This window comes from Methanobacterium subterraneum, from assembly GCF_002813695.1.
Lineage (GTDB): Archaea > Methanobacteriota > Methanobacteria > Methanobacteriales > Methanobacteriaceae > Methanobacterium > Methanobacterium subterraneum.
The window spans coordinates 44,207-64,626 of record NZ_CP017768.1; the positions used below are offsets into that span (position 1 = coordinate 44,207).

The 20,420-nt window shown below is 40.7% G+C and carries 22 protein-coding genes; 9 read left to right on the forward strand and 13 right to left on the reverse strand.

Annotated elements, in window-relative coordinates; genetic code table 11:
• Nucleotides 1-21: 21 nt before the first annotated feature.
• From BK009_RS00255 to BK009_RS00300, 10 genes are all read right to left on the reverse strand, one after another.
• On the reverse strand, nt 22-1,275 hold the full coding sequence (locus BK009_RS00255) for a methanogenesis marker 16 metalloprotein (RefSeq protein WP_100907527.1): 1,254 nt from the start codon (nt 1,273-1,275) through the stop codon (nt 22-24).
• Between the two features lie 99 nt (nt 1,276-1,374).
• Nucleotides 1,375-4,113 carry an alanine--tRNA ligase gene (gene alaS, locus BK009_RS00260; protein ID WP_394340091.1) on the reverse strand — a complete coding sequence of 913 codons (2,739 nt, stop codon included), beginning with the start codon at nt 4,111-4,113 and terminating at the stop codon, nt 1,375-1,377.
• Nucleotides 4,114-4,344: 231 nt separating this feature from the next.
• Entirely contained in the window at nt 4,345-4,650 is a 306-nt protein-coding gene (gene rpl12p, locus BK009_RS00265; RefSeq protein WP_100904723.1) for a 50S ribosomal protein P1, read from the reverse strand.
• Nucleotides 4,651-4,752: 102 nt separating this feature from the next.
• A complete protein-coding gene (locus BK009_RS00270; RefSeq protein ID WP_100907530.1) occupies nt 4,753-5,760 on the reverse strand; it encodes a 50S ribosomal protein L10 in 1,008 nt (335 codons plus the stop codon).
• 1 nt (nt 5,761) lies between these two features.
• On the reverse strand, nt 5,762-6,400 hold the full coding sequence (locus BK009_RS00275) for a 50S ribosomal protein L1 (protein WP_100904721.1): 639 nt from the start codon (nt 6,398-6,400) through the stop codon (nt 5,762-5,764).
• Nucleotides 6,401-6,547: 147 nt separating this feature from the next.
• A complete protein-coding gene (locus BK009_RS00280; RefSeq protein WP_100907531.1) occupies nt 6,548-7,036 on the reverse strand; it encodes a 50S ribosomal protein L11 in 489 nt (162 codons plus the stop codon).
• Nucleotides 7,036-7,479, reverse strand: a complete 444-nt coding sequence (locus BK009_RS00285) for a transcription elongation factor Spt5 (RefSeq protein WP_004031406.1) — start codon at nt 7,477-7,479, stop codon at nt 7,036-7,038. Before BK009_RS00285 ends, BK009_RS00280 begins: the two co-directional genes overlap by 1 nt.
• Nucleotides 7,480-7,502: 23 nt before the next feature.
• Nucleotides 7,503-7,691, reverse strand: a complete 189-nt coding sequence (locus BK009_RS00290; protein ID WP_100904719.1) for a protein translocase SEC61 complex subunit gamma — start codon at nt 7,689-7,691, stop codon at nt 7,503-7,505.
• 192 nt (nt 7,692-7,883) lie between these two features.
• Nucleotides 7,884-9,032, reverse strand: a complete 1,149-nt coding sequence (ftsZ, locus tag BK009_RS00295; RefSeq protein ID WP_100904718.1) for a cell division protein FtsZ — start codon at nt 9,030-9,032, stop codon at nt 7,884-7,886.
• Nucleotides 9,033-9,262: 230 nt separating this feature from the next.
• On the reverse strand, nt 9,263-9,826 hold the full coding sequence (locus BK009_RS00300) for a pyruvate kinase alpha/beta domain-containing protein (RefSeq protein WP_100907532.1): 564 nt from the start codon (nt 9,824-9,826) through the stop codon (nt 9,263-9,265).
• Between the two features lie 392 nt (nt 9,827-10,218).
• Here BK009_RS00300 and comA point away from each other — a divergent pair, with 392 nt between their 5' ends.
• The 9 genes from comA (at nt 10,219) to larE (ending at nt 18,330) form a co-directional block, all read left to right on the forward strand.
• Nucleotides 10,219-10,995 carry a phosphosulfolactate synthase gene (gene comA / locus BK009_RS00305; protein WP_100904716.1) on the forward strand — a complete coding sequence of 259 codons (777 nt, stop codon included), beginning with the start codon at nt 10,219-10,221 and terminating at the stop codon, nt 10,993-10,995.
• On the forward strand, nt 10,992-11,768 hold the full coding sequence (locus BK009_RS00310; protein WP_100904715.1) for an ATP-binding cassette domain-containing protein: 777 nt from the start codon (nt 10,992-10,994) through the stop codon (nt 11,766-11,768). The genes comA and BK009_RS00310 overlap by 4 nt, the downstream gene beginning before the upstream one ends.
• Before the next feature lie 375 nt (nt 11,769-12,143).
• The gene (locus BK009_RS00315; RefSeq protein ID WP_100904714.1) at nt 12,144-12,845 is read left to right on the forward strand and encodes a GTP-binding protein; all 702 of its coding nucleotides are present in this window, start codon (nt 12,144-12,146) and stop codon (nt 12,843-12,845) included.
• Nucleotides 12,846-12,869: 24 nt separating this feature from the next.
• Nucleotides 12,870-13,556 (forward strand): (Fe-S)-binding protein, encoded by a 687-nt coding sequence (locus BK009_RS00320; RefSeq protein ID WP_100906661.1) that lies wholly within the window; start codon nt 12,870-12,872, stop codon nt 13,554-13,556.
• Nucleotides 13,557-13,682: 126 nt separating this feature from the next.
• Nucleotides 13,683-14,534, forward strand: coding sequence for a coenzyme F420-0:L-glutamate ligase (locus tag BK009_RS00325; RefSeq protein ID WP_100906660.1), 852 nt, complete (start codon nt 13,683-13,685; stop codon nt 14,532-14,534).
• Between the two features lie 436 nt (nt 14,535-14,970).
• On the forward strand, nt 14,971-15,456 hold the full coding sequence (gene tfe, locus BK009_RS00330; RefSeq protein ID WP_100907533.1) for a transcription factor E: 486 nt from the start codon (nt 14,971-14,973) through the stop codon (nt 15,454-15,456).
• Between the two features lie 219 nt (nt 15,457-15,675).
• Nucleotides 15,676-16,194: a TIGR00295 family protein gene (locus BK009_RS00335; protein WP_100904712.1), complete on the forward strand. Its 519-nt coding sequence runs from the start codon at nt 15,676-15,678 to the stop codon at nt 16,192-16,194.
• A 318-nt stretch (nt 16,195-16,512) separates the two neighbouring features.
• Nucleotides 16,513-17,154, forward strand: coding sequence for a TfuA-related McrA-glycine thioamidation protein (locus BK009_RS00340; RefSeq protein ID WP_100907534.1), 642 nt, complete (start codon nt 16,513-16,515; stop codon nt 17,152-17,154).
• Nucleotides 17,155-17,283: 129 nt separating this feature from the next.
• Entirely contained in the window at nt 17,284-18,330 is a 1,047-nt protein-coding gene (larE, locus tag BK009_RS00345) for an ATP-dependent sacrificial sulfur transferase LarE (RefSeq protein ID WP_100907535.1), read from the forward strand.
• 211 nt (nt 18,331-18,541) lie between these two features.
• Here the strand turns inward: larE and BK009_RS00350 are convergent, their stop codons facing one another.
• The 3 genes from BK009_RS00350 to BK009_RS00360 form a co-directional block, all read right to left on the reverse strand.
• On the reverse strand, nt 18,542-18,979 hold the full coding sequence (locus BK009_RS00350; protein WP_100904709.1) for a hypothetical protein: 438 nt from the start codon (nt 18,977-18,979) through the stop codon (nt 18,542-18,544).
• 107 nt (nt 18,980-19,086) lie between these two features.
• On the reverse strand, nt 19,087-19,923 hold the full coding sequence (locus tag BK009_RS00355; protein WP_100907536.1) for a CBS domain-containing protein: 837 nt from the start codon (nt 19,921-19,923) through the stop codon (nt 19,087-19,089).
• A 49-nt stretch (nt 19,924-19,972) separates the two neighbouring features.
• Nucleotides 19,973-20,419: a universal stress protein gene (locus BK009_RS00360; RefSeq protein WP_100904707.1), complete on the reverse strand. Its 447-nt coding sequence runs from the start codon at nt 20,417-20,419 to the stop codon at nt 19,973-19,975.
• Nucleotide 20,420: the final 1 nt, after the last annotated feature.

Below are 20,420 nucleotides of genomic sequence, written 5' to 3' on the forward strand. Positions count from 1 at the left end.
CAAATAAAATTAATAGGAGGATTAAAAAGAGTCAAGTAGGAATGTTCCATTTTCAATCCTCTTCTTAAGTTCACGAGCCATTTCACGAGCCCTTTTAATATCCGATTGTCGGCAGCTCACTTCCAACTCCTTCACCCCACCTTCCCAGTCCATTACGACCTGTCCCCTTTCCATCCGGAAGGTGCCGAAGGGACAGGAGTAGGCACACATACCACAACCGAAACACTGAATAGTGTTCAATTCATGGTTAGTGAAGGCCATGGTGGGACATCTTTTTTCAACCAGACAAGTAGTACATTTTTGGCATAGTTCCTTTTCATAGGTTGGTCGCTCATCAGTACCCCTCCAAACTCCATAGTTTGTCTGGCTCAGGATACTGTGACGACCCCGTATATCGGCAACAGGAAGACTTATGTCCTCATTTTTGATGAAAGTTTTTTGGAGGATTTCATCATCCAGTATGGGTATGGATGTGGCCACACTGTTATAAACCTCTGGGCCGGCTCCGGTACGGAATCCACCCAGATAATGGGGATCCATATCCTTCATATCTGCAGTAATCATCATATTAGGTTTTTGAGGACTACTTCTGGTGCCGACGTTAATGAACAATCCTTCTGAATTGTTGATAAGTAGTCGGGTACCTTTACCAATGGAATTTAATAGGGGGTCATTCTGGAGTGGGTTGAGTTCACCGCAGCCTGAGAATGAAATTCCTTTAAAGGGCCCATCCATATCAACTGCATTGAATATGGATGAAACAGGTTCTGATGCTGGATTGGTGAATGCAGTATAATTTTTAAAGGCAAAACGGGTTCCGATCAGTTGAGCAGTTCCAAACTCATCCATTGAAACACTGGATTTGATAATTTTACCCTCAATATCTTCCACTACTATTTCAATTTCTTCACCACGCAGAAGGTCCTTGAACAGGAACCCTCCACCGTACTGGGGGTCAGTTATGCTGTGGGAAGTTCCGTAAACCATGAGATCCACTGAACCTAACCATTCATTGGGGCAGGGTCCGGGGAATCCTGGAACGCCGTTTAGGGTTATCTTATGGGCTTTTTTGAATGTTCCGGGTTCTGCAACTGGTAGGTGGAATATGGCTGCTGTTCCAGACATTATACCGCAGGTGCCGGTGGTCACCACATCCACGTCTTTTACAGTAGGTTCTTCACCATCCATCACCAGATGGGTTACTTCCTCTGCGGTGAGGATGGTGGCTTCACCTTGCTTGATCTTCTGATTTATATCCTGGATGCTCTTTTTCAATTAGATTCCCCTTAATTCCAAGCAATTGGATAATTATGATATATAACTGAGTTTAGTGTTGATTATACTTTAATTGGATTAGGTTGAATTTTCAGGGTATTATCCGAATCCATTAAGGTTTTTCTGGGCCATTTTATCCTTGACGGTGGCACGTACAAATTCCAGGGCGTCATTGATCTTATCCGCATCGCTTCCTGCTCCCTGTGCCAGGTTAGGTCTTCCACCACCCCCACCACCCATGATGGCAGCGGCTTCTTTGATGATCTCGTTGATCTTGATATCTCTCTTTATTGCCTTAGATGATGCGGCACCGGCAATTTTACCCTCTCCATTACCCAGAACAACCAGATCCACTCCCCCATCATCAGTAAGCTGGGTTACCATTTTAACCAGTTCACCTATCTCTGCATCTACCTTATCTGATAAGAAGGACAGTGAATTTATTTCTTCGGTCTGATTAACCAGGGATTCAGTTTTAAGTTTGGCCACCTCTTTTTGCAAACGTTTAATATCATTTTTGAAGGCCTTCCATTCACTGAAGAACCTTTCACTGGTTTTGGGAAGCTGATTGGCTTCCACCTTAAACACGGCAGCACTGTCATGTAGCAGAACATCGTTGGTCTGCATGGACTCCACTGCTGCTTCACCAGCTGAAAACTCCAGACGTTCCACTCCGTCCTGTATCCTTTCGGTTCGGTTAACTTTCACCAGGCCGATTTCTCCTGTGTAGTCGCAGTGTGTTCCAGCACAGGCCTGCACATCCACACCATGTATCTGAACTACCCTGATGCTTGTTCCCGGCACAACTCCACCCTGGTACAGTATGAATCCATATTTCTTTTCAGCATCAGTACGGTCCATCCACTGGGTTTTGAGGGGGATGTTCTCCATCACCCAGCGGTTAGCTATAATTTCTATTTTATGGAGTTCTTCTTGGCTGATGCGCTGATAATGGGATAGATCTATCCGGGACTTTTTAACACCTTTCTGTGCTCCAGCCTGCCAGATATGATCTCCTAAGACTTTACGGGCAGCTGCCACCAGAAGGTGGGTGGCGGTGTGATTACGGGCCAGAGCAATCCTACGCTCCCAGTCAATTTTCCCTTTAAGTGTTGATCCGGTGCGATGTTTAAGTTTCTCCAATTTTCCTTCTTCCACACGGTGCAAAACGACTCCATCCAGTTTTTCGGAATGAAGTACCCTGATCTTCTCTTCCCCAGTGTCTATGTGTCCAATGTCGGAGGGTTGTCCTCCTCCTTCCGGGTAGAAGAGGGTCTGATCCAGTATGATATTGTTCTGGTATGATCCCAGGTATCGGGCTTTGAATTCTGTTTCCAGAGGTTCATCATAGAAGGTGAGGATGGTTTCTGGAAAGTCCAGTTCAACTGGTGTTTCCTCTTCCACTGCTTCTTCTGAGTGTTCGGCTGCTACCAGGGTGTAGAAGTTATCTGGTACATTCACGTTGAAGTCCATTTCCCGGGCCACTTCTTCCACAGTATCCGGGGGTAATCCCTGGGAATCATACAGTTTAATGAGCATGTCCAGGGGCATTTCATCCTTTTTATCCTTTTTCAAGTATTTGATACTTTTTTTAACCATCTGATGTCCTTTTCTGATGGTTTTCTGGTATCGTTTTTCTTCCAGTTCGATGACACGAAGAATGTGTTCCTGGTGGTTGCGGATTTCGGGGTAGGTCTGGGAGAGGAAGTTCAGTTGAATGTTCATGATGTCTCCCAGTGACTGGTTAAGCCCCAGTTTTTTTATGAAACGGATGGTCCTCCTGAGGATTAAACGGGCCAGATAACCTTCTTTGACATTGGATGGTATGACTCCATCGGCCAGCATAAAGGCCAGGCAGCGGGTGTGATCAGCAATGACGTAGATGGCTTCCATGGGTTCAGTTGCTTCTTTCAGCTCTTCCAATGTGATTCCCAGTCTCTCTGCCACCTTGGTGCGCAGAACCTTTAGATCAGCGATGTCTTCAATATCCATCATCCCGGCAACCTGGGCGTTTTCACCCAGTATCAGGTGGTTAAGTTCTACTCCAGCCATTTCCTGTAATTCTTCTATGACCGGTCCGAATGAAGCATCATAGGCAGTGGGTGTGCCCTGGCTTATCCAGGCGAATCTTTCCAAACCATAACCAGTGTCCACGATCTTTAGGGGTATCTCTTCCTTCTCCCCTCCAGGTAGGGTGCGGTACTGTATGAACACCAGGGTGGCCAGTTCCACCCCCCTTACACAAACCTCATAGCAGGGCCCAGAGTTACCTCCACCTTCCCACCAGGATTCAATGAAGGTGATCTCCTCTTCATCTATCCCCAGGTGAGTTATGAAATCGTGGCAGTGTTTAACGGTTTCGTCTTCCCAGTATACCTGGTTGTCTTCAGAATTAAATGCATGGTGTCCGCCCATGGTGAAACAGGTCATGTGTCTGCCGGTTCGTCCCACATTATCCACGTCGTTTAATCGGATGGATGGTTGGGCCACTACCAGTGGGTTGGCAGGGGGTTTAACCTGTCCGGAGGTTACCCATGGCTGGAAATTGTAGATGGATGCTCCAACCAGGAAAACATCATCTCTCCAGCGTTTGGCCAGCACGGGGTATCTTCTGATGGGTGTGTGACCCCTTTCCTGGAAAAATCGTATGAAAAGATCATGTATGGAAAATAGATCATAGCTTTCTTTAGTGGCTGGATTTCCAATGAACTGGTATTCATCACAGGGTGCATCGCCACAAGTTTCACGTTCACCTATGGACCAGAAATCATTACCACAGGTTTTACATACTTTTTTGGTGTAACCAAGTTTTTCCAACTGGACAGACATAGTAATCATCAATATAATTTCTAAAAAACTTTGTTGTAAACTTAATAATGGAGGTATGATATAAATATGGTTAAATGTCCCTCGTTTAAGCTTATATTATAATATAAACTTTGTTTGCCTTTGATTGGATATAAGTTTAATCAATAAATAATTATAAATAATGATTAAAGTATTATTTGCGTGGTAAAAAAAATATTAAAAAGCCAAAGCCCCGAAGGGGCTATTGGCTTAGAAAAGAATTTATCCGAAGAGTGCGCCGAGACCGGCGGCAGCTTCTTCTTCAGCTTCTTCTTCGTCTTCTTCTTCTTCAGCTTCTTCTTCAGCTTCTTCAGCTGCAGCTGGAGCTGCTGCTGCAGGGGCTGCTGCTGCTACAGCAGTTTTTTCCATAGCTTCTTCGATGTCAACGTCTTCTAGGGCTGCAATTAATGCTTTTACCCTTGCGTCGTCTGCATCTGAACCTGCTGCTTCTAAGATTTTCTTTACACTTTCTTCATTAACTTCCTGACCTGCTGTGTGCAATAACATTGCTGCGTATATGTATTCCATGAGATCACCTCAAATTATATCCGTTTTAACTTCAAACCACTTGAATCGATTTTCAATTCAATTCGAGTTTTATTCAATGTATTAAGTCAATCAGATGACTGATTATCCGAAGAGAGCACCTAAACCAGCGGCCGCATCCTCTTCGTTATCTTCTTCCTCTTCTTCCTCTTCTTCTTCCTCTTTTTCTTCTTCAGCTGGTTGGGCTGCTGCTGCACTGGCTGTTGCATTTAACTTCTCGCGAAGTTCATCATCAACAGACTCCGCATTTTGTGCTGATGCTTCAGAGGCCACTGCCAGCATCTGTGAGTAGGCTTTGGCCAGTAAGAGGTCGGTTGTTTTGGAGGTGAGAACTTCTGCATTGAAAGCCAGATTCAGTGCTTCTCCTGCTGCTTTGGATATGATAACAGGTGTGGATGCACTGTTGAACACCACGGCATTCACTGAAAGGTTCAGTGCCCGGGTGTATGCTTTCTGAATGTCAGATATGGTTTCTTCCTCATCTATGAATAGGATGTCAGAGGTGTAAACTGTTTCATCTTCATAAGCTGCTTTAAGGTCGATTCCCACTTCCATGGGGTAGATGTCCAGACGGGTTAACATGCTGGCCACATCCCTTGAGATTTCCTCTCCCTCTGCAACTATGGTTTTGTCTTCAGTTATAACTATTTTACCCTTTTCTATCTTGGCAGGGATACCGACTTTTTGCAGTTCTCCCAGTATGGGACCAGGCATGAAACCAGTATCACCTTTGGGTACTACAATATCTGCAATGGCTATACTCCCAGCTTTAGCAGGAGCCGGAGTTTTACTGCCCTCTAAGATTTTGTAGAGCTTGAAAGGGTTCATATCTGTGAATATTAATGCTGGTTGACCATCCATATGATCTATAAGCACTTCAACATTGGATTTTCCCGAGTCATTCAGGGCCAGATCCATCAGGGTCTTCCTGGACATCTTGAGCTTTGCACTTCCGCGCAGGCTCTGACGCATTTTCTGGAGCTGAGGAGCTGGTATATCGGAAAGATCAGCCATTCCTACTACAGGATGGCTTTCGATCATGTCTTTAAGCTCTTTAACCTCTTCCTTTTTCCATTCGGCTACATGTGGCATTTTAGATCACCCGCGTTACAGGGCCCATGGTGGTTTTCACGTACATGGATTTAATCTGGCTACGCCCTTTCTCCAGTTTCTGATCCAGCACTGCCAGAACTGATTCTATGTTGGCTGCAATGAGCTCATCATCCATGTCCTGTGTGCCGACTAATGCCTGTATAACTGGTTGGTCTTTTATTCTCACTTTTACTGTGCTTTTAAGCCTCTCCATGATGGGTTCGGGTTTGATGGTGGCTGGAACTGGTTTAGGCATTTTCTTCCGTGGTCCCAGTACAGGTCCCAGGAATCTTCCTACCAGGGGCATCATATCGGCCTGAGCAACAAAGAAATCATGCCGGTTGGCAATCTTCTTGGCTTCTTTTCGATCTTTGCCCATTTCTTCCAGTTCTCCTTTGTTGATCACCAGGTCTGCTCCGGCGTTTTTGGCCAGCAGGGCCAGTTCACCGTCGGCAATAAAGGCGATTTTAACATCTTTACCCCGTCCATTAGGGAGAAGAACTTCCTCGTCTATGCGGTTTTCAGGTTTTTTCACGTCTAAATCCTTGATGGTTATAACCACATCAACGGATTGTGTGAAGTTTCTCGGCTTGGATTCCTCCTTAGCCTTCTTCACCGCTTCTAAGATCTCTTGTTTCACGTAAATTCCTCCGAACTCTTCTAATTGTGAAAAGTTCAATCTAATGGTTTGGATTTCGTTGTGTTTGTATCTAAGTCGTGTTTACTTTTTTAGAATATAATTGGTGATGTATTGTCACCAGAATTATAAATTTAACAAGTCATCAAATCAGGTTTTTTCTACTAACTGTTCGTCGTAGATTCCCTGACTGATTTCTTTCTGCACTTCCCGTGGATCTTTACCTTCCACAGTGATACCCATACTTACACAGGTACCCACAACTTCTTTGGTGGCATGTTTGTAGTCTGCGGAAAGAAGAGCATCGAATTTCATCCGGGCGACTTTAAGAGCTTGTTCTATTTTTAGATCAGCTACTTTGTCCATTCCAGGATCCTGGGAGCCCTTCTCTATTTTTAGCTCGTCCATGATCAGTGCGGTGGTTGGTGGTGTTCCCACTGTAACCTCGAACTCTTTGGTGGAGGTGTCCACTATGATCTTCACCGGTACTTTCATGCCTTCGAAGTCTGCTGTTTTTTGGTTAATCTCTTCCACCACTTGCATCATGTTGATACCTAGGGGTCCGATTGCTGGACCTAATGGTGGGCCGGGAGTGGCTTTACCGCCATCTATGAGTATTTCAACGGTTTCTGTTGCCATTAATCTGCCTCCTTCTGTATTAATCTAATCTGATCACCTTTAACGGTAACTGGGATGGGAACTGCTGCTTCAATAAGTTCCAGAACCACATCTTCTCTGGATTCATCAATACGAACCACTTTGGCTTTTTCTCCTTTGAATGGTCCGGATATCAATTCCACAATACTTCCCTTCTGTATGGAAGCTATTATTGGTTCCGGCTTTAAAAAGCTTTTTATCTCTTCGTATGGGATGTCTCCTTCTATGGCTCCTTTCATATGAGGCACTTTAAAGGCCGGATTCTGCAGATCAAGCTTGGTGGATGATTCAACAAGGATATATCCACGTAAACTTTCTGGAACCAGCACGGCACTCACTCCAATCCCACTGTCTTTAACATTCCTGGCAATTATTCGGGCCACGTTTTTTTCCTGACCAACCAGGGTTCTTATTGCATAGATCAAAATATCACTAACCTGACAAAGCTTTATCCAGTACCTTGAATCAGTTGACCAATTATACTGATAATGAAACCGATAACTCCAATGAGGATGATTCCAATACCGGTTACTTTAGCCACATTTATGTACTCTTCTCTATCTGGTTTTTTAGAGACTTTTAGTACTCTTTGGCACTGTTTTATAAAATTTGCCATTGATTCTTTGTTTAAATTCATAAAAATCCCACTTCACATAGTTATCAATAGAAGGAGAAAGTAAAAATTTAGATTATATTAAAAATAGGTTATTGCCCTGAGGACATATAAACCTTTGCATGGGGAAGACAGAACAGACTAGGGTCAATGTTGGGGGGTTAGAGAAAGATTAAACTCCCTAATCAATTACTTCCCCTTTTAGAAAGGATTTGTTTAAAAAACACCGTCGATGAATTCTTCCAGGGATGATTCTGGTACTTTTTCTTTTTGTCTTTCTTCAATGTACTCTGGTTCACCATGTATACCAAATATGTATGGTGATTTAACTCCGGCTACCACAATGGTGGTGCGTATGGTGTTTTGCAGTTCTTCCTGGATCTGGGTACCCCAGATGATGTTGGCATCAGGGTCCAGTTCATCGGCCACGATCTGCACTACCTTTTCAGCTTCGTTCAAGGTCAGGTCAGAGCTTCCGGAAATATTTATCAGGGCTCCTTTAGCATTGGATATGTCCAGATCTAGGAGAGGACTGTTTAGAGCTTCGTGTACAGATTCTATGGCTCGGTCTCCTGAATCTGATTCACCCATTCCAATCATGGCCATGCCGGACCCCATCATAATACTCCGGATGTCAGCAAAGTCCAGACTAACCAGTCCGGGTTTGGTGATGAGTTCAGTTATTCCCTTAACTGCCCTTCCCAGGAGTTCGTCAGCCACCATAAATGCTTTGTTAATAGGTAGGTTGGGAGCTACTTCCAGGAGTTTATCATTAGGGATGACTATGACTGTATCTGCGGCGTTCTGGAGTTTTTCCAGTCCTTTTTCCGCATTTTCCCTGCGACGCAGTCCTTCTGCACTGAAGGGCATGGTTGCCACGGCAATGGTCAGTGCACCGATCTTTTTGGCCATTTTTGCAATGACTGGTGCAGAACCAGTTCCAGTTCCACCACCCATACCACAGGTCACAAAGACCATATCTGCTCCGTCGAGTTTTTCCTTTATTTCCTCGTCACTTTCTTCGGCGCATTCTTCTCCGACTTCTGGCATTCCTCCGGCACCCAGTCCTCCGCAGGTACTTCTACCTATTAATATTTTTTTATCGGCGACTGAGTAAAAGAGATCTTGAGCATCAGTGTTCATGGAAATGGTTTCGGCACCTTCGATACCGATCTCAGTTAATCTGGAAACGGTATTGTTTCCACCTCCTCCAGTTCCAACTACACAGATCTTAGCTCGACTTCGTTGAATGATGTCTTCTAACTCTTGGTCGATGCTACCATCATATCCACGACGCTCTTCGGATGCCTTCCTATCCCTTCTTTTTTCGGATTCCTTTATGGTATTGTCTATAATAGATTTCAATCTCTACCCCCACAGCAAATGTTGGTTATCTTAAATGTGTTATTGTACTAACTTATATTTAAAAGCAACGGTTATTTAACCAATAATTCATCACCAAGCAAAGAATTTTTGACTAATATCCAAAGATCATCTCCAACATCCAACCATGAAGTGATTGTGAACTCACCCATTTCATAACCTTGGCAATGGAACCAGTGGGGGTCAACATCACCAGTTGGAATCATTAGAATTTAAGGTCGGGGCATAGCAATGATTTCATTTATCTTTAGGTCAAAGAAGTTTCCCATGTGTGCGGGCTTCAAAACCACAGCAGTATCAACACCTTTAGCAGTACCACCTATGGCTATAACTTCTTTATCTGTGGGTAAAAGTCCTGCATCAGCTGCCATGACACTTATCTCCACACAGACCTTCACTCCCTGTGAAAATAGTCTTAAAGTACCGGCAATAATTTCAACAGGGGTGATGCCTCCAAATTTATTACTTATTCCCCTACCCACACCGCTGAGGGAATGGGATCCTATGTATATGGGTACACCTGCATCTTCCAGCTTTTGGGCATGTTCTCTTTCCAGTTCTAACTCATCTCCGCCCCTGAATCCCGCATGGTGAGTGACACTTACTATCTTTGCATCAGGCATGCTTTCCAAGACTTTCACAGTGGTTAGTCCAGATACTGAGGCTACAACAATGTTTTCAATTCCCAGTTCTTCTTTCCTTTCCTTAACCAGTTCTATTACTTTATCTGTATTTTCTGCACCGGAATTTTTGAAGTAAACTATTTTCTTTTCCATTATTTCCCTCCGTTAATCAATTTTTCAGTAATTATTATGATCTGTGTATATTTTGATATATTAGTCTGATCTTCATTATATTAGTCTGATCTTCTTACAACAATTGCCTTTTTTAAAGTTGTGGGATTTAATGGAATTGGAAGGCTCCTTGGTTAAAAATTCATATTTTTTCCATCCTTTTTTCGGTGTTTAAAATACTTTAAATATAAACGACTATTAATTATGTGATGAATTGATAGTGAGAGTGAAATGTGGATGAAAATAAATTAAATCATCTAAATTGAATAAAAAAAATCTGAGGTATTATTAATTAAATCATGTAATTAGGAATTATTAATGATTGACATGAGTAAAGATTAATAAAAAAACCTGTTTAAAAAAACGTGATGTTTATGAATGCTTTTGATTTTCTAACCCCTCAAAGAAACCCTAAAATTGGCACTGGAATTACTATGATGCTAGACAAGGGAATGGGCCCGGTTCATGTTATAGATCTCCTTGAAATATCTGGCCAATACGTGGATCTGGCTAAGTTTGGATGGGGAACTTCTGCCATCCACAACCGGGAAATCATCCAGGAAAAAGTGGAAATATACCAATCCTATGATGTTAATCCTTACCCTGGTGGTACTTTATTTGAAATTGCCTATCTTCAGAATAAATTCGATGAATTTTTGAATGAAGTAGATGAACTGGGATTTGGTGCGGTGGAAATATCCGATGGAACCATTGAAATTTCTCCAGATGAAAGGGAAAGAATCATATCAGTGGTGAAGGACAATGGATTCCTGGCAATAACTGAAGTGGGAAAGAAGGATCCTGCTAAAGATCATTTACTTACTCCTGAAAAACGGCTTGAAATTGTTAACCGTGACCTGGAATATGGGGCTGACCTGGTAATTATGGAAGCCAGGGAAGGGGGGAAAGGAATAGGTCTTTTTGATAGTCATGGGGAAGTTAAAGAAGATGATTTACAAATATTAATTGAAGGCACTGATGTGGAAAAAATAATATGGGAGGCTCCCCAGAAAAATCAGCAAGCATATTTTATTCTAAAGTTCGGTGCCAATGTTAATTTAGGTAACATACCTCCTGATGAAATCACGGCCCTGGAAACCATGAGACTGGGACTAAGGGGAGACACTTTAGGAAAGGTGAATCTGGGATGATAGAAGAAATAACCATTTTAGGGGGTTTTGATAAGCAGGAAACCCCCGAGCCCGTGAAGAAAGTAGTAATAAAGAAGGGTGAAATATTTGGGGTGGTAGGACCCACTGGAAGTGGAAAAAGCTCCCTTATAGGGGATATTGAACAACTCTCCCAGGAAGACACCTTCTCCCGTAGAAGAATTCTGGTAAATGGTGAAGAACCCAGCTATGAGGATCGAACCAACCCCCGAAAAAAGATGGTGGCCCAGCTATCTCAAAACATGAATTTCCTGGCAGATATGACAGTTGGAGACTTTTTAAGCTTACACGCCAAATGCCGTGGGGCCAGCAGTAAATGTGTAAATGCAGTCATTGATCTGGCCAATACTTTAACTGGGGAACCCATAAAAAAGGACCATGATCTCACCATATTAAGTGGAGGTCAATCAAGAGCCCTCATGGTGGCAGACGTGGCCATAATCAGCAACTCCCCAATTGTACTCATTGATGAAATTGAAAATGCAGGAATACGAAAACACGATGCCCTGGAAGCACTGGCTGGTCACGGTAAGATAGTAATGGTGGTAACTCATGACCCGGTACTGGCCCTGATGACTGATAAAAGAATTGTAATGAAAAATGGGGGAATGCAGACAGTAGTAGCTACCAGTGAAGGAGAGAAAGCAATATCTCAGAAATTAAATAAGATAGATGAGTTGATGTTAAATTTACGTGATAAAGTCCGTAATGGGGAAATTATTCAGGATATTGGAATGGAAGATCTGGAATTTTAAATGGAATTATTGTAATTGGGGTGCCAACCAAGGAATTCTTGGAATTCAGCACCCTAAAATCACGATAATTAAAAATAATTCCCATCTAAGTTTCAATTGTCATTTATTTGTTCATTTTTAACTTTATAATAAGAATGTCTAACAGGGATCAATCATTATTTTCTCGAAAAAAACTTTAAGCACTTCATTCTACTTAGTTGTATAAAATTTATTCTTTTAGAAAAACTTACTTTACATAACCTGAATTACAGATCAATTGTAATGATATAACGCTTTAAATTCAATATATAATTGAAATCAAATGTGAATTGAATCCTTACAATAAAATTGAGTTAATTAATAAATTAAAATTAAATATATAAATGGTGATTTTTCATGAGAATGGTAATTGTTGCCGGAACACCTGGTTCTGGAAAAACAGCTGTTTTAATCCATGCATTGCGCAGCTTAAATGAAATGGGATTAAAATCAGCTGTGGTGAAAGTGGACTGCCTCTACACTGATGATGATCGTAAATTTGCAAAGATAGGAGTACCAACCAAGGTTGGATTATCCATGGACATGTGCCCTGATCACTATGCCATCTACAATCTGGAGGAAATGGTTGACTGGGCAGATGAAAATGAGGCAGAACTCTTAGTAGTTGAAACTGCTGGCCTATGCCACCGCTGTGCACCGTTCACAGTGAATTCACTGGGAGTTTGTGTTATAGATGCCACCAGCGGACCTAACACTCCCCTCAAGGTAGGGCCGTTTTTGAGTACTGCCGATATAGCAGTAATTACTAAGGGAGACATGATATCCCAGGCAGAAAGGGAAATATTCCGTGAAAGAATCCTGGAAGTAAACCCTAAATGTAAAATAATAGAAGCTAACGGTTTAAGCGGACAAGGATGCGCTGAACTAGCAGATGAAATTATAAAATCCCCGGACGTCACCCTGGAAGGTGAGAAGCTCCGACACTCCGCACCATTAGCAGTGTGCACCCTGTGTGTAGGAGAGACCAAGGTGAACAAAAAATACCACCGGGGTATCCTGCGCCGTATTGATGGATTCCAGAGCTACGAAGGAGAATAATTGGCTGATAAAGGGTGTTATGTGATGAGTAAAGTTCCCATTGATATTGGTCAGAAAAACGAAGTCTTAATGCTGCTTCCCGGTTACAACTGTGGGATCTGTGGATATGCACGCTGCGATGAATTTGCAGGAGCACTCCTCAGAAAAAGAGCACCACTTGAAAAATGCCGTTTCATGTACCAGGAGATGTTTCAGGATGATCTGGCCAAACTCAAGGAAATATTAAAGGAAACCAAAGTAATTCCTGAGAAAGAGAAAATTGTAGGGGTTATGGATGGATATGAGGCGGATATCATCCTTAAACCAATTCCCGGGGAAGATTCATGCCGGGAAACCCTATTTCCATTCACCAGGGAAAAGATAAAACCTGGGGAAATCATAAGGTACCGTCCCCTGGGCTGCCCAGTCACCCATTTTGCCAAAGTCTTAGATGAAAACCATGGATTAATCACTGTCCACCTTGTGGGACCATGTCACCGCCTGGATCCAGAGGCTGACTTTGAATATAGGGAGGTAGGTGTCTGTATGGTGGGTGGATTTGAAGGATTTATTGAAGGTGAACTACCTCGGGTAGGTGAAACAGTCCGGTTTCTACCCTACCACTGTATGATGCAGAAAGTTCATTCCGGAGTAGTAGTTCAACTGGAAGGTAGAAGGGCTATTATTGAAGGTATTGACCTAAAAGTTTGGGCTCCTCCAGTTAAGGGATAAAAAAACCTTAACTGGGTTTACCTAGTTTCTATAAAAATTTCCCATGTTACTAAAAAATTTTTATTATCTTTATTTTTAGATATCATGAATCAATCAAAACCTGAAATCTTTCAGAAACAGGAATATATGGAATATTCCATAGATAAAAGCAGTTATAAACTAATACCTGTTCAATCAGGTTATATTAAACCTGGAGAACCCTATGATGTTATAATTGAAAATGCTGTGGATTTTTTGGAGGATGGTGATTTTTTGGTGGTTTCTGAAACTCCTCTGGCTGTGTCCCAGGGGCGACTGGTGGATGAAGCTGAATTTAAACCATCCTTCAGTGCTTATATCTTGGCGGACCTATGGTCCAAGTATTTATGGGGTTACATCCTGGGTCCATTATTGGGCATAAAAAAAAGAACCATTAAAAATCTTAGAAAACTTCCTCCTGAGGCTCGTTCTCATAAAGAAGTAATCTTAAATTACTATGGTTGGAAACACGCTCTTAAACCAGCTTCTGAGGCTGGTGTTGATTTGAGTAATGCACCTGGAACTTGTGTTTCACTTTTACCCCATGATCCTCAGAGTCTTTCAGAGGATATGGCTGCTAAAATTAAGAGCATATGCAATAAAAATGTTACTGTGATGGTTATTGACACCGATGCAACTTATAAAATTGGGAAAATGAAATTCACATCCCTTCCCATTTCTATAAAGGAGATTAGAAATAATTGGGGAATATTCGGCTATTTGTTAGGTCGATTGGGCAATATAATTGGCCCCACTCCATTGGGTGTTTCCAAACACCATGAACTTGATGAAATTTTTCAAATTGCTCAGGCAGCAGAAGAATGCCAGAAAATCCATGAAAACAGTATGGAAACAGTTTATGAAATGCAAGAACTACTTGATGGCGACGTGACTACCATAACCATAGATATGTTAGATTCAATAATTCACAGCCCTGCAATTATAGTTAGAAAATCATAATAAAACGATTTTAAAGTTTTTATCAATATTAGTTAAAGGAATGATTCGGTTTTGTAGGGACATTAACAAAATATAAATACTATCTTGGCCCATATAGATAGTTAACCCAAGATATTTTTAACACCCAAAGATAAGCTCTATTTCAGTGATAACTAGCTAAAGCGTGGGTATTGTTATAACCCGAAGGGGTTTTGGGGGCGGAGAAAGACATTTTAGCTTTTCAAATTTAGGCGGCTACTTTACACCACGGCGGGTGATATTTAGCATTGCTTGGTTTGACCTATCAGTTTTATGGTTGATTACTTTCTCTAATTTGAGGAATTGATTGCTTTAACTGAGAAGATTGATTGCTTAAAATTATTAGATCCCGAAACTTAATAGATCCCCGAAAATATAAGAGCTGCTAAAAATGTCAAAATATGAAGGAGGAGACGAGATGCTTGCAGATCCTAACGTGCAGGAGATTCTCATTGATGTTACTAAAGATGATGAGAATAGCATCCCCATTATTCAATGTTTATTGAATGGCAAAACAACCGATGAGGAAATTGCTGAAGAAACTGAAATTCGACTTAACATTGTAAGGAGAATACTCTACAAACTATACGATGCTGGTGTGGCCAGTTACAAGAGAAGTAAGGATCCTGAAACTCAATGGTATACTTACAGTTGGAAGTTTGAGGAAGATAAAATCGCTGAGATTATATCGGAGAAATTTGAGAAATTCTCCATGGAAATCCACCAATCTCTGGAATATGAAGAGGACAACATGTTTTTTGTCTGCCCCAATGGTTGTCGATATAATTTCGAAGAAGCTTCTGAAAGAAACTTCATATGCCCTGACTGCAATACAAACATGGAATTCCAGGACAATTCATCAATAATAACTGAGTTAAAGGAGTTAAAGGAAAGAATGAGTTAATTACTCTCCCTATACTTCCCATATCCTGCAATTATAAATCCTAAAATTAAGATTTTAATCATTTTTCATGATTTAAATCGTACAATCTCCATATATTGTTTTAGTAGATAAATTAATTTTAGAATATAGAAATCATGTGGTTATGATTAAATTTTTACTCCCACTAATGTGTATCTACCAGTGATTGTTAATTATGCCAAAAAAAGTTTAGGTGAATACTTGATTTTGAATGAATATCCATCTTCTGATATTTTAGAAGAATTTAATTGTTCTTTTTTTGTGATTGAACATTCTCAAGCAGTCATGTTAAAGGCAAACCAGCTTGCAATGGATTTTGAATTGGAAGTAGACTTGGACCTGGTTAAAAAAGGAGCTATTCTCCATGATGTCGGGCGTTCCAAGACAAATGGCATAAAACACGCCATTGTGGGAGCAAAAATCCTTAAAAATGAAGGTTTCCCCCCAGAAGTTATCAAAATTGTGGAAAGACACATCGGGGCTGGGATTACTAAAGAAGAAGCTTTAATTCTAGGATTACCCCCTAAAGATTATGTTCCAATCACTTTAGAAGAAAAACTTGTAGCCCATGCCGATAACCTGATACATGGCACTAAAGAGGTTGACTTGGATTTTGTGATAAAGAAATGGAAAAAAAACTTGGGAGAACACCATCCCTCAATACCTAAATTAATGAAACTACACTATGAAGTTACCGGAAAAATCCAGTACCCTATTTAACAATCGTTAATTAAACCTTTCTTGTTTTTAGCTATACTTTAAACTTCTGATTTATTTAAATAAGATTTATTAATACCTATTTTGTCATATTAAAATATATATTTGATTGGAGTGTTTTCAGGGGTTATCAAATTTAATCTTTATATCCTAATTGATACCTTATAAGATTGATACCTAAGGATAACCTTCTGAGAAAAATGGGACCAAGTGTACTAAACGTATAATCCAATTAATAATATTAAATCAGAATGAAATTTTATATAGCTGTGATTTTTAAAAAGTTAATATACACATTTAAGTAGAATATTTGGTGGTAATTTGGATAAAAAACGAATAGTGGTGTTTATTGGACCTTCACTTTCTTTAAATCAGGCCCGGAAGATTTTGGATGCTGAATATCACCCCCCAGTAGCTAGGGATGATGTGGCTATCCTTTTAAACGATCCTCCAGATATCATTGGAATAATTGATGGTGTTTTCCACCAGCAGCCTGCAGTATCCCACCGGGAAATACTTCATGCCCTGGAAGCAGGGGTAATAATTGTAGGGGGATCCAGCATGGGGGCCCTTAGATCGGCAGAACTAGATTATGCTGGCATGATTGGAATTGGAAAGGTTTACCAGAATTATCGGGATGGAGTAATAGAATCTGATGATGATGTGGCCATTGTTTTTAATCCAGAAACCCATGAACTCCTGTCTGAAGCTCTGGTTAGCATGAATCACAACTTCCAAATGGCTGAAAAAGATGGCATAATCACATCTAGTGATGTAAAAAACTTATACGAAACAGCAAAAAAAATTTATTACCCTCAAAGGACATACACTCGTGTTTTAAAGGATTCTAAGCTGGATAAAGAAAAGAAAAAAACGCTTAATAGTTATTTGGACAATAAAGGAATTGATATCAAGGAAGAGGATGCTAAGAAAGTTTTGGAGTATATTAAAGAATTAATTTAATGAACCCCCAGACTCCATCTTTCAGACCGGTGATGGGTTTAATTATTCAATAGAATCTATCCGCAGTCAGGTTGATGTTTCTCTGCACATAATTGCTGTATTATAATATTAGGGAATTCGTGATGTTTTATGGATATCCAAAGAAAAATTGACAGTTTAAGGAACTATCTGAATGGTAAGAAGGTTCTTGTTGCATTTTCCGGGGGTGCTGACAGCACACTTCTGGCTTTGATTGCTAAAGAAGAGGCAAAAGATGCCCTGGCAGTCACTATTGATAATGGGGTTATGCCTGATGAATGTATCCAGGAAGCAGAACAGATCGCCCAAAAAATAGGAATCAAACACCGTATTGTACGTGAAAACTATTTAAACGATCCTGCCTTTGAATTAAATCCGCCTAATCGTTGTTACATCTGTAAGAAAAAGATGTACCAAAAGATGGAGAAAATTGCAAGGGATGAGCAGTACGATGGGGTGATTGATGGGACCAACATCAGTGATCTAATGGAAGACCGACCAGGAATAAGGTTTAACTTGGAAAAGAATATAGAAATGCCATTGATAAAGTCTGAAATCACTTCTAAAGATGTGAGAAAAGTTTTAAATCAGTTAAATATTGATTATAATCCTTCAACCACCTGTCTTGCCACTCGCATCCCTACTGGGAAGACTATAACTCCCCATAAGATCAACCGTATAAGTTATGCTGAAAATCTCATTAAAAACCTCACCAGTTTAGATGTAGTTAGGGTGAGAGATGATGAAGGATTGGCCCTTATTGAAGTGAAAGATATTGATAAACTTATTGACAAGGATTTACTAGATCATATAGTTTCAGAACTCAAGGCAGTGGGCTTTAAGAGAGTTACCCTAAATATAGGTGGTTATGGGGATGTTAAGGATGAAATGGTAATATATAAGCCGTGTAAAGATGGGAAAAATAAAATAATGTTTGAAACAGAACTTCCGTACCAGTTAAACATCCCTCTCACTTGTCAGGAACTGGGAAAATTGGGAAAGGTTAACTGCTCTAGGGAGATGGGTATTGCAACGCTGGAAATGGGAGAGAAAAATATTACCATTTCCTCCAATGGCCAAATTGTGGCCCGCAGAGTCAAAGACCGTGAGGATGCACAAGAATTACTGTTGAAGGTTTTACCCTGCCTTCGCAGATAAAAATGAATAAAGTCGGAATTTAAAGTTAAATTAAAGATTTCAAAAAAATGGTGTGGAAATATTCCTGGATTAAAACTGATGGAATATTGATTAAATTGATTAAAAAAGGATTTGAATATATGATGATTAAATAGTGGGAATATTAAAGTGTAAATTGAATTTTTTCCCATTAAACAGTTCTTTTCAATCAAACAATAATCAAATAATATAATTAAATTTCATGGTGCACATTTTCTTTAACTTTACGTCTGGAGGCGGTGAGTTTCTTGAAAAAGCCCCGGTTATCGTTTCCAGAAAGGACAATAATATCCCCTTCCACTTCCAGTACTGCCCCATCAGCTTCAATGTTCTCAATCTCAACCATGATCTGGGAAGCATCTTCCAGTGTGTCATTAGCAGTGTAGGAATAATCTATTACCATTTTTTCATGGGGATGAACCTCTTGTAAGGCTCTTTTAATGGTTAATTCCAATATCTGGAAGAATGTTTCCAGTTGAGGTTCTCCTTCCCACCACAATGTGGCCAGGATGAGTTTAGTGTTAATATCCTGGAGGGAGACCTCCCCACCTTTTTTACCCACGATACGGACAATTTCAGGATCTGCTTTTATTTTAACAATTGGTTTAACTATGGGGGTTGTTTCTGACATTTTAATCTTTCATTCGTGTTTTTAGTTATATCTAGTTGAATCTTTAAGTAAAGGACCTGATTGAAACTAATTCTGGTAAAAAATAAGGAATAATTAATCTATTTATTTTAATCAATGATTGATTTAATGAGGTCACCTGCTCTTATCAGCCCAACCAGCTCTCCTTCCACATCAATGACTGGCATCTGTTCAATGCCTCTTTGCCTCATCTTATTGGCACAATCCTTAACCGGAGTTTTGGTGGTCACGATAGCCAAGTCACTGGTGGCCACATCTCGCACTTCCTTATCCGCGAACTGTAAGTGGTTTTTAATTACGTAAAGGACGTTTTTACTATCCCATGACCATTTATCCCCTTCGGTACCCACAGAAGTGTTGTGCACAGTTTGTTCTGATACCACTTCACTTTCATCCAGGAAATCGGTTTCAGTTAATATTCCTGATGGTTTTCCTTCGTTATTAAGGGCTAATAGTACCTTAAGGTTGAAGTAACGCATTATGGGGAAGGCAACGTTCAGGGGAGTTCTCTCCCAAGTGGTGGGCACATTACGGAGTATGTAGTTCTCAGCAGGGTCATTAAGATCCATCTTCCACAAAGCCTTGTTAATGAGATCGGATGCAGTTACCAAACCCACTAACTCTTCCTTCTCCACTACAGGAACTCTTCGAATATTATTTTCAACCATTTTTTTGGCTGCATCCCTAATATCATCATCAGGACTAACAGTTATCATGTCCCTAGTCATTATAAGGGCAATCTGCTCTTCATCGGGGTTTTCTACCAGATCAGTTCTGGTGAGTATACCTACCAGTTTATTGGTGCCTTTTTTCACCACTGGTAAACCTGATACATTGGTTTTTCTCATGAGGTCCAGTGCATTAGCACGGTTTCCAGGTACTTGGATGTAGTGTATTTCCTCTGACATTATGTCCTTTATCTGCATTGTCTCACCAGCTATTAGCTGCAAACTAAGAAATATAAAAATAGATTATTCAGTGAACGGCTAAGACCGGGCACTTTGCTGATCTAACCACTTTTTCAGTTACACTGCCCAGTAAAAATCGGTCTAAACCGTGTTTTCCGGAGGTTCCCATAACCACCAGATCCACATCTTCTTTTTCCACAGTTTTCAAGATGGCATCAGCAGGGGATCCTTCCTCAGTTTTAAGGGTTATTTTGATATCTTCTATGTTGTGTTCCTTTTCTTCCTCGGTAACCATTTCTGAAATTCTTTCCAGGGATCTTCGCCCTTCTTCTTTGAGCATTTCCTTGATTCGTACGATGAGGTCTTCTGCAGGGAGCCCCACTAGTGATGATGTTTCGATTACGTTTAGAACGATAATTTCAGCGTTGCTTTTGCTTGCTATCCAGATGGCGTGTTCAGCTGCCTTTTCAGCAAATTTTGAGCCATCGGTAGGCAATAATATTTTGTGGTACATA

Excerpts from the sequence above, each read along its gene's own strand:
- alaS (WP_394340091.1), bottom strand. The coding sequence starts at position 4,113 with ATGATTACTATGTCTGTCCAGTTGGAAAAACTTGGTTACACCAAAAAA.
- rpl12p (WP_100904723.1), bottom strand. The coding sequence starts at position 4,650 with ATGGAATACATATACGCAGCAATGTTATTGCACACAGCAGGTCAGGAA.
- BK009_RS00270 (WP_100907530.1), bottom strand. The coding sequence starts at position 5,760 with ATGCCACATGTAGCCGAATGGAAAAAGGAAGAGGTTAAAGAGCTTAAA.
- BK009_RS00280 (WP_100907531.1), bottom strand. The coding sequence starts at position 7,036 with ATGGCAACAGAAACCGTTGAAATACTCATAGATGGCGGTAAAGCCACT.
- BK009_RS00290 (WP_100904719.1), bottom strand. The coding sequence starts at position 7,691 with ATGAATTTAAACAAAGAATCAATGGCAAATTTTATAAAACAGTGCCAA.
- BK009_RS00300 (WP_100907532.1), bottom strand. The coding sequence starts at position 9,826 with ATGGAAAAGAAAATAGTTTACTTCAAAAATTCCGGTGCAGAAAATACA.
- comA (WP_100904716.1), top strand. The coding sequence starts at position 10,219 with ATGAATGCTTTTGATTTTCTAACCCCTCAAAGAAACCCTAAAATTGGC.
- BK009_RS00310 (WP_100904715.1), top strand. The coding sequence starts at position 10,992 with ATGATAGAAGAAATAACCATTTTAGGGGGTTTTGATAAGCAGGAAACC.
- BK009_RS00315 (WP_100904714.1), top strand. The coding sequence starts at position 12,144 with ATGAGAATGGTAATTGTTGCCGGAACACCTGGTTCTGGAAAAACAGCT.
- BK009_RS00320 (WP_100906661.1), top strand. The coding sequence starts at position 12,870 with ATGAGTAAAGTTCCCATTGATATTGGTCAGAAAAACGAAGTCTTAATG.
- BK009_RS00325 (WP_100906660.1), top strand. The coding sequence starts at position 13,683 with ATGGAATATTCCATAGATAAAAGCAGTTATAAACTAATACCTGTTCAA.
- tfe (WP_100907533.1), top strand. The coding sequence starts at position 14,971 with ATGCTTGCAGATCCTAACGTGCAGGAGATTCTCATTGATGTTACTAAA.
- larE (WP_100907535.1), top strand. The coding sequence starts at position 17,284 with ATGGATATCCAAAGAAAAATTGACAGTTTAAGGAACTATCTGAATGGT.
- BK009_RS00350 (WP_100904709.1), bottom strand. The coding sequence starts at position 18,979 with ATGTCAGAAACAACCCCCATAGTTAAACCAATTGTTAAAATAAAAGCA.
- BK009_RS00355 (WP_100907536.1), bottom strand. The coding sequence starts at position 19,923 with ATGCAGATAAAGGACATAATGTCAGAGGAAATACACTACATCCAAGTA.
- BK009_RS00360 (WP_100904707.1), bottom strand. The coding sequence starts at position 20,419 with ATGTACCACAAAATATTATTGCCTACCGATGGCTCAAAATTTGCTGAA.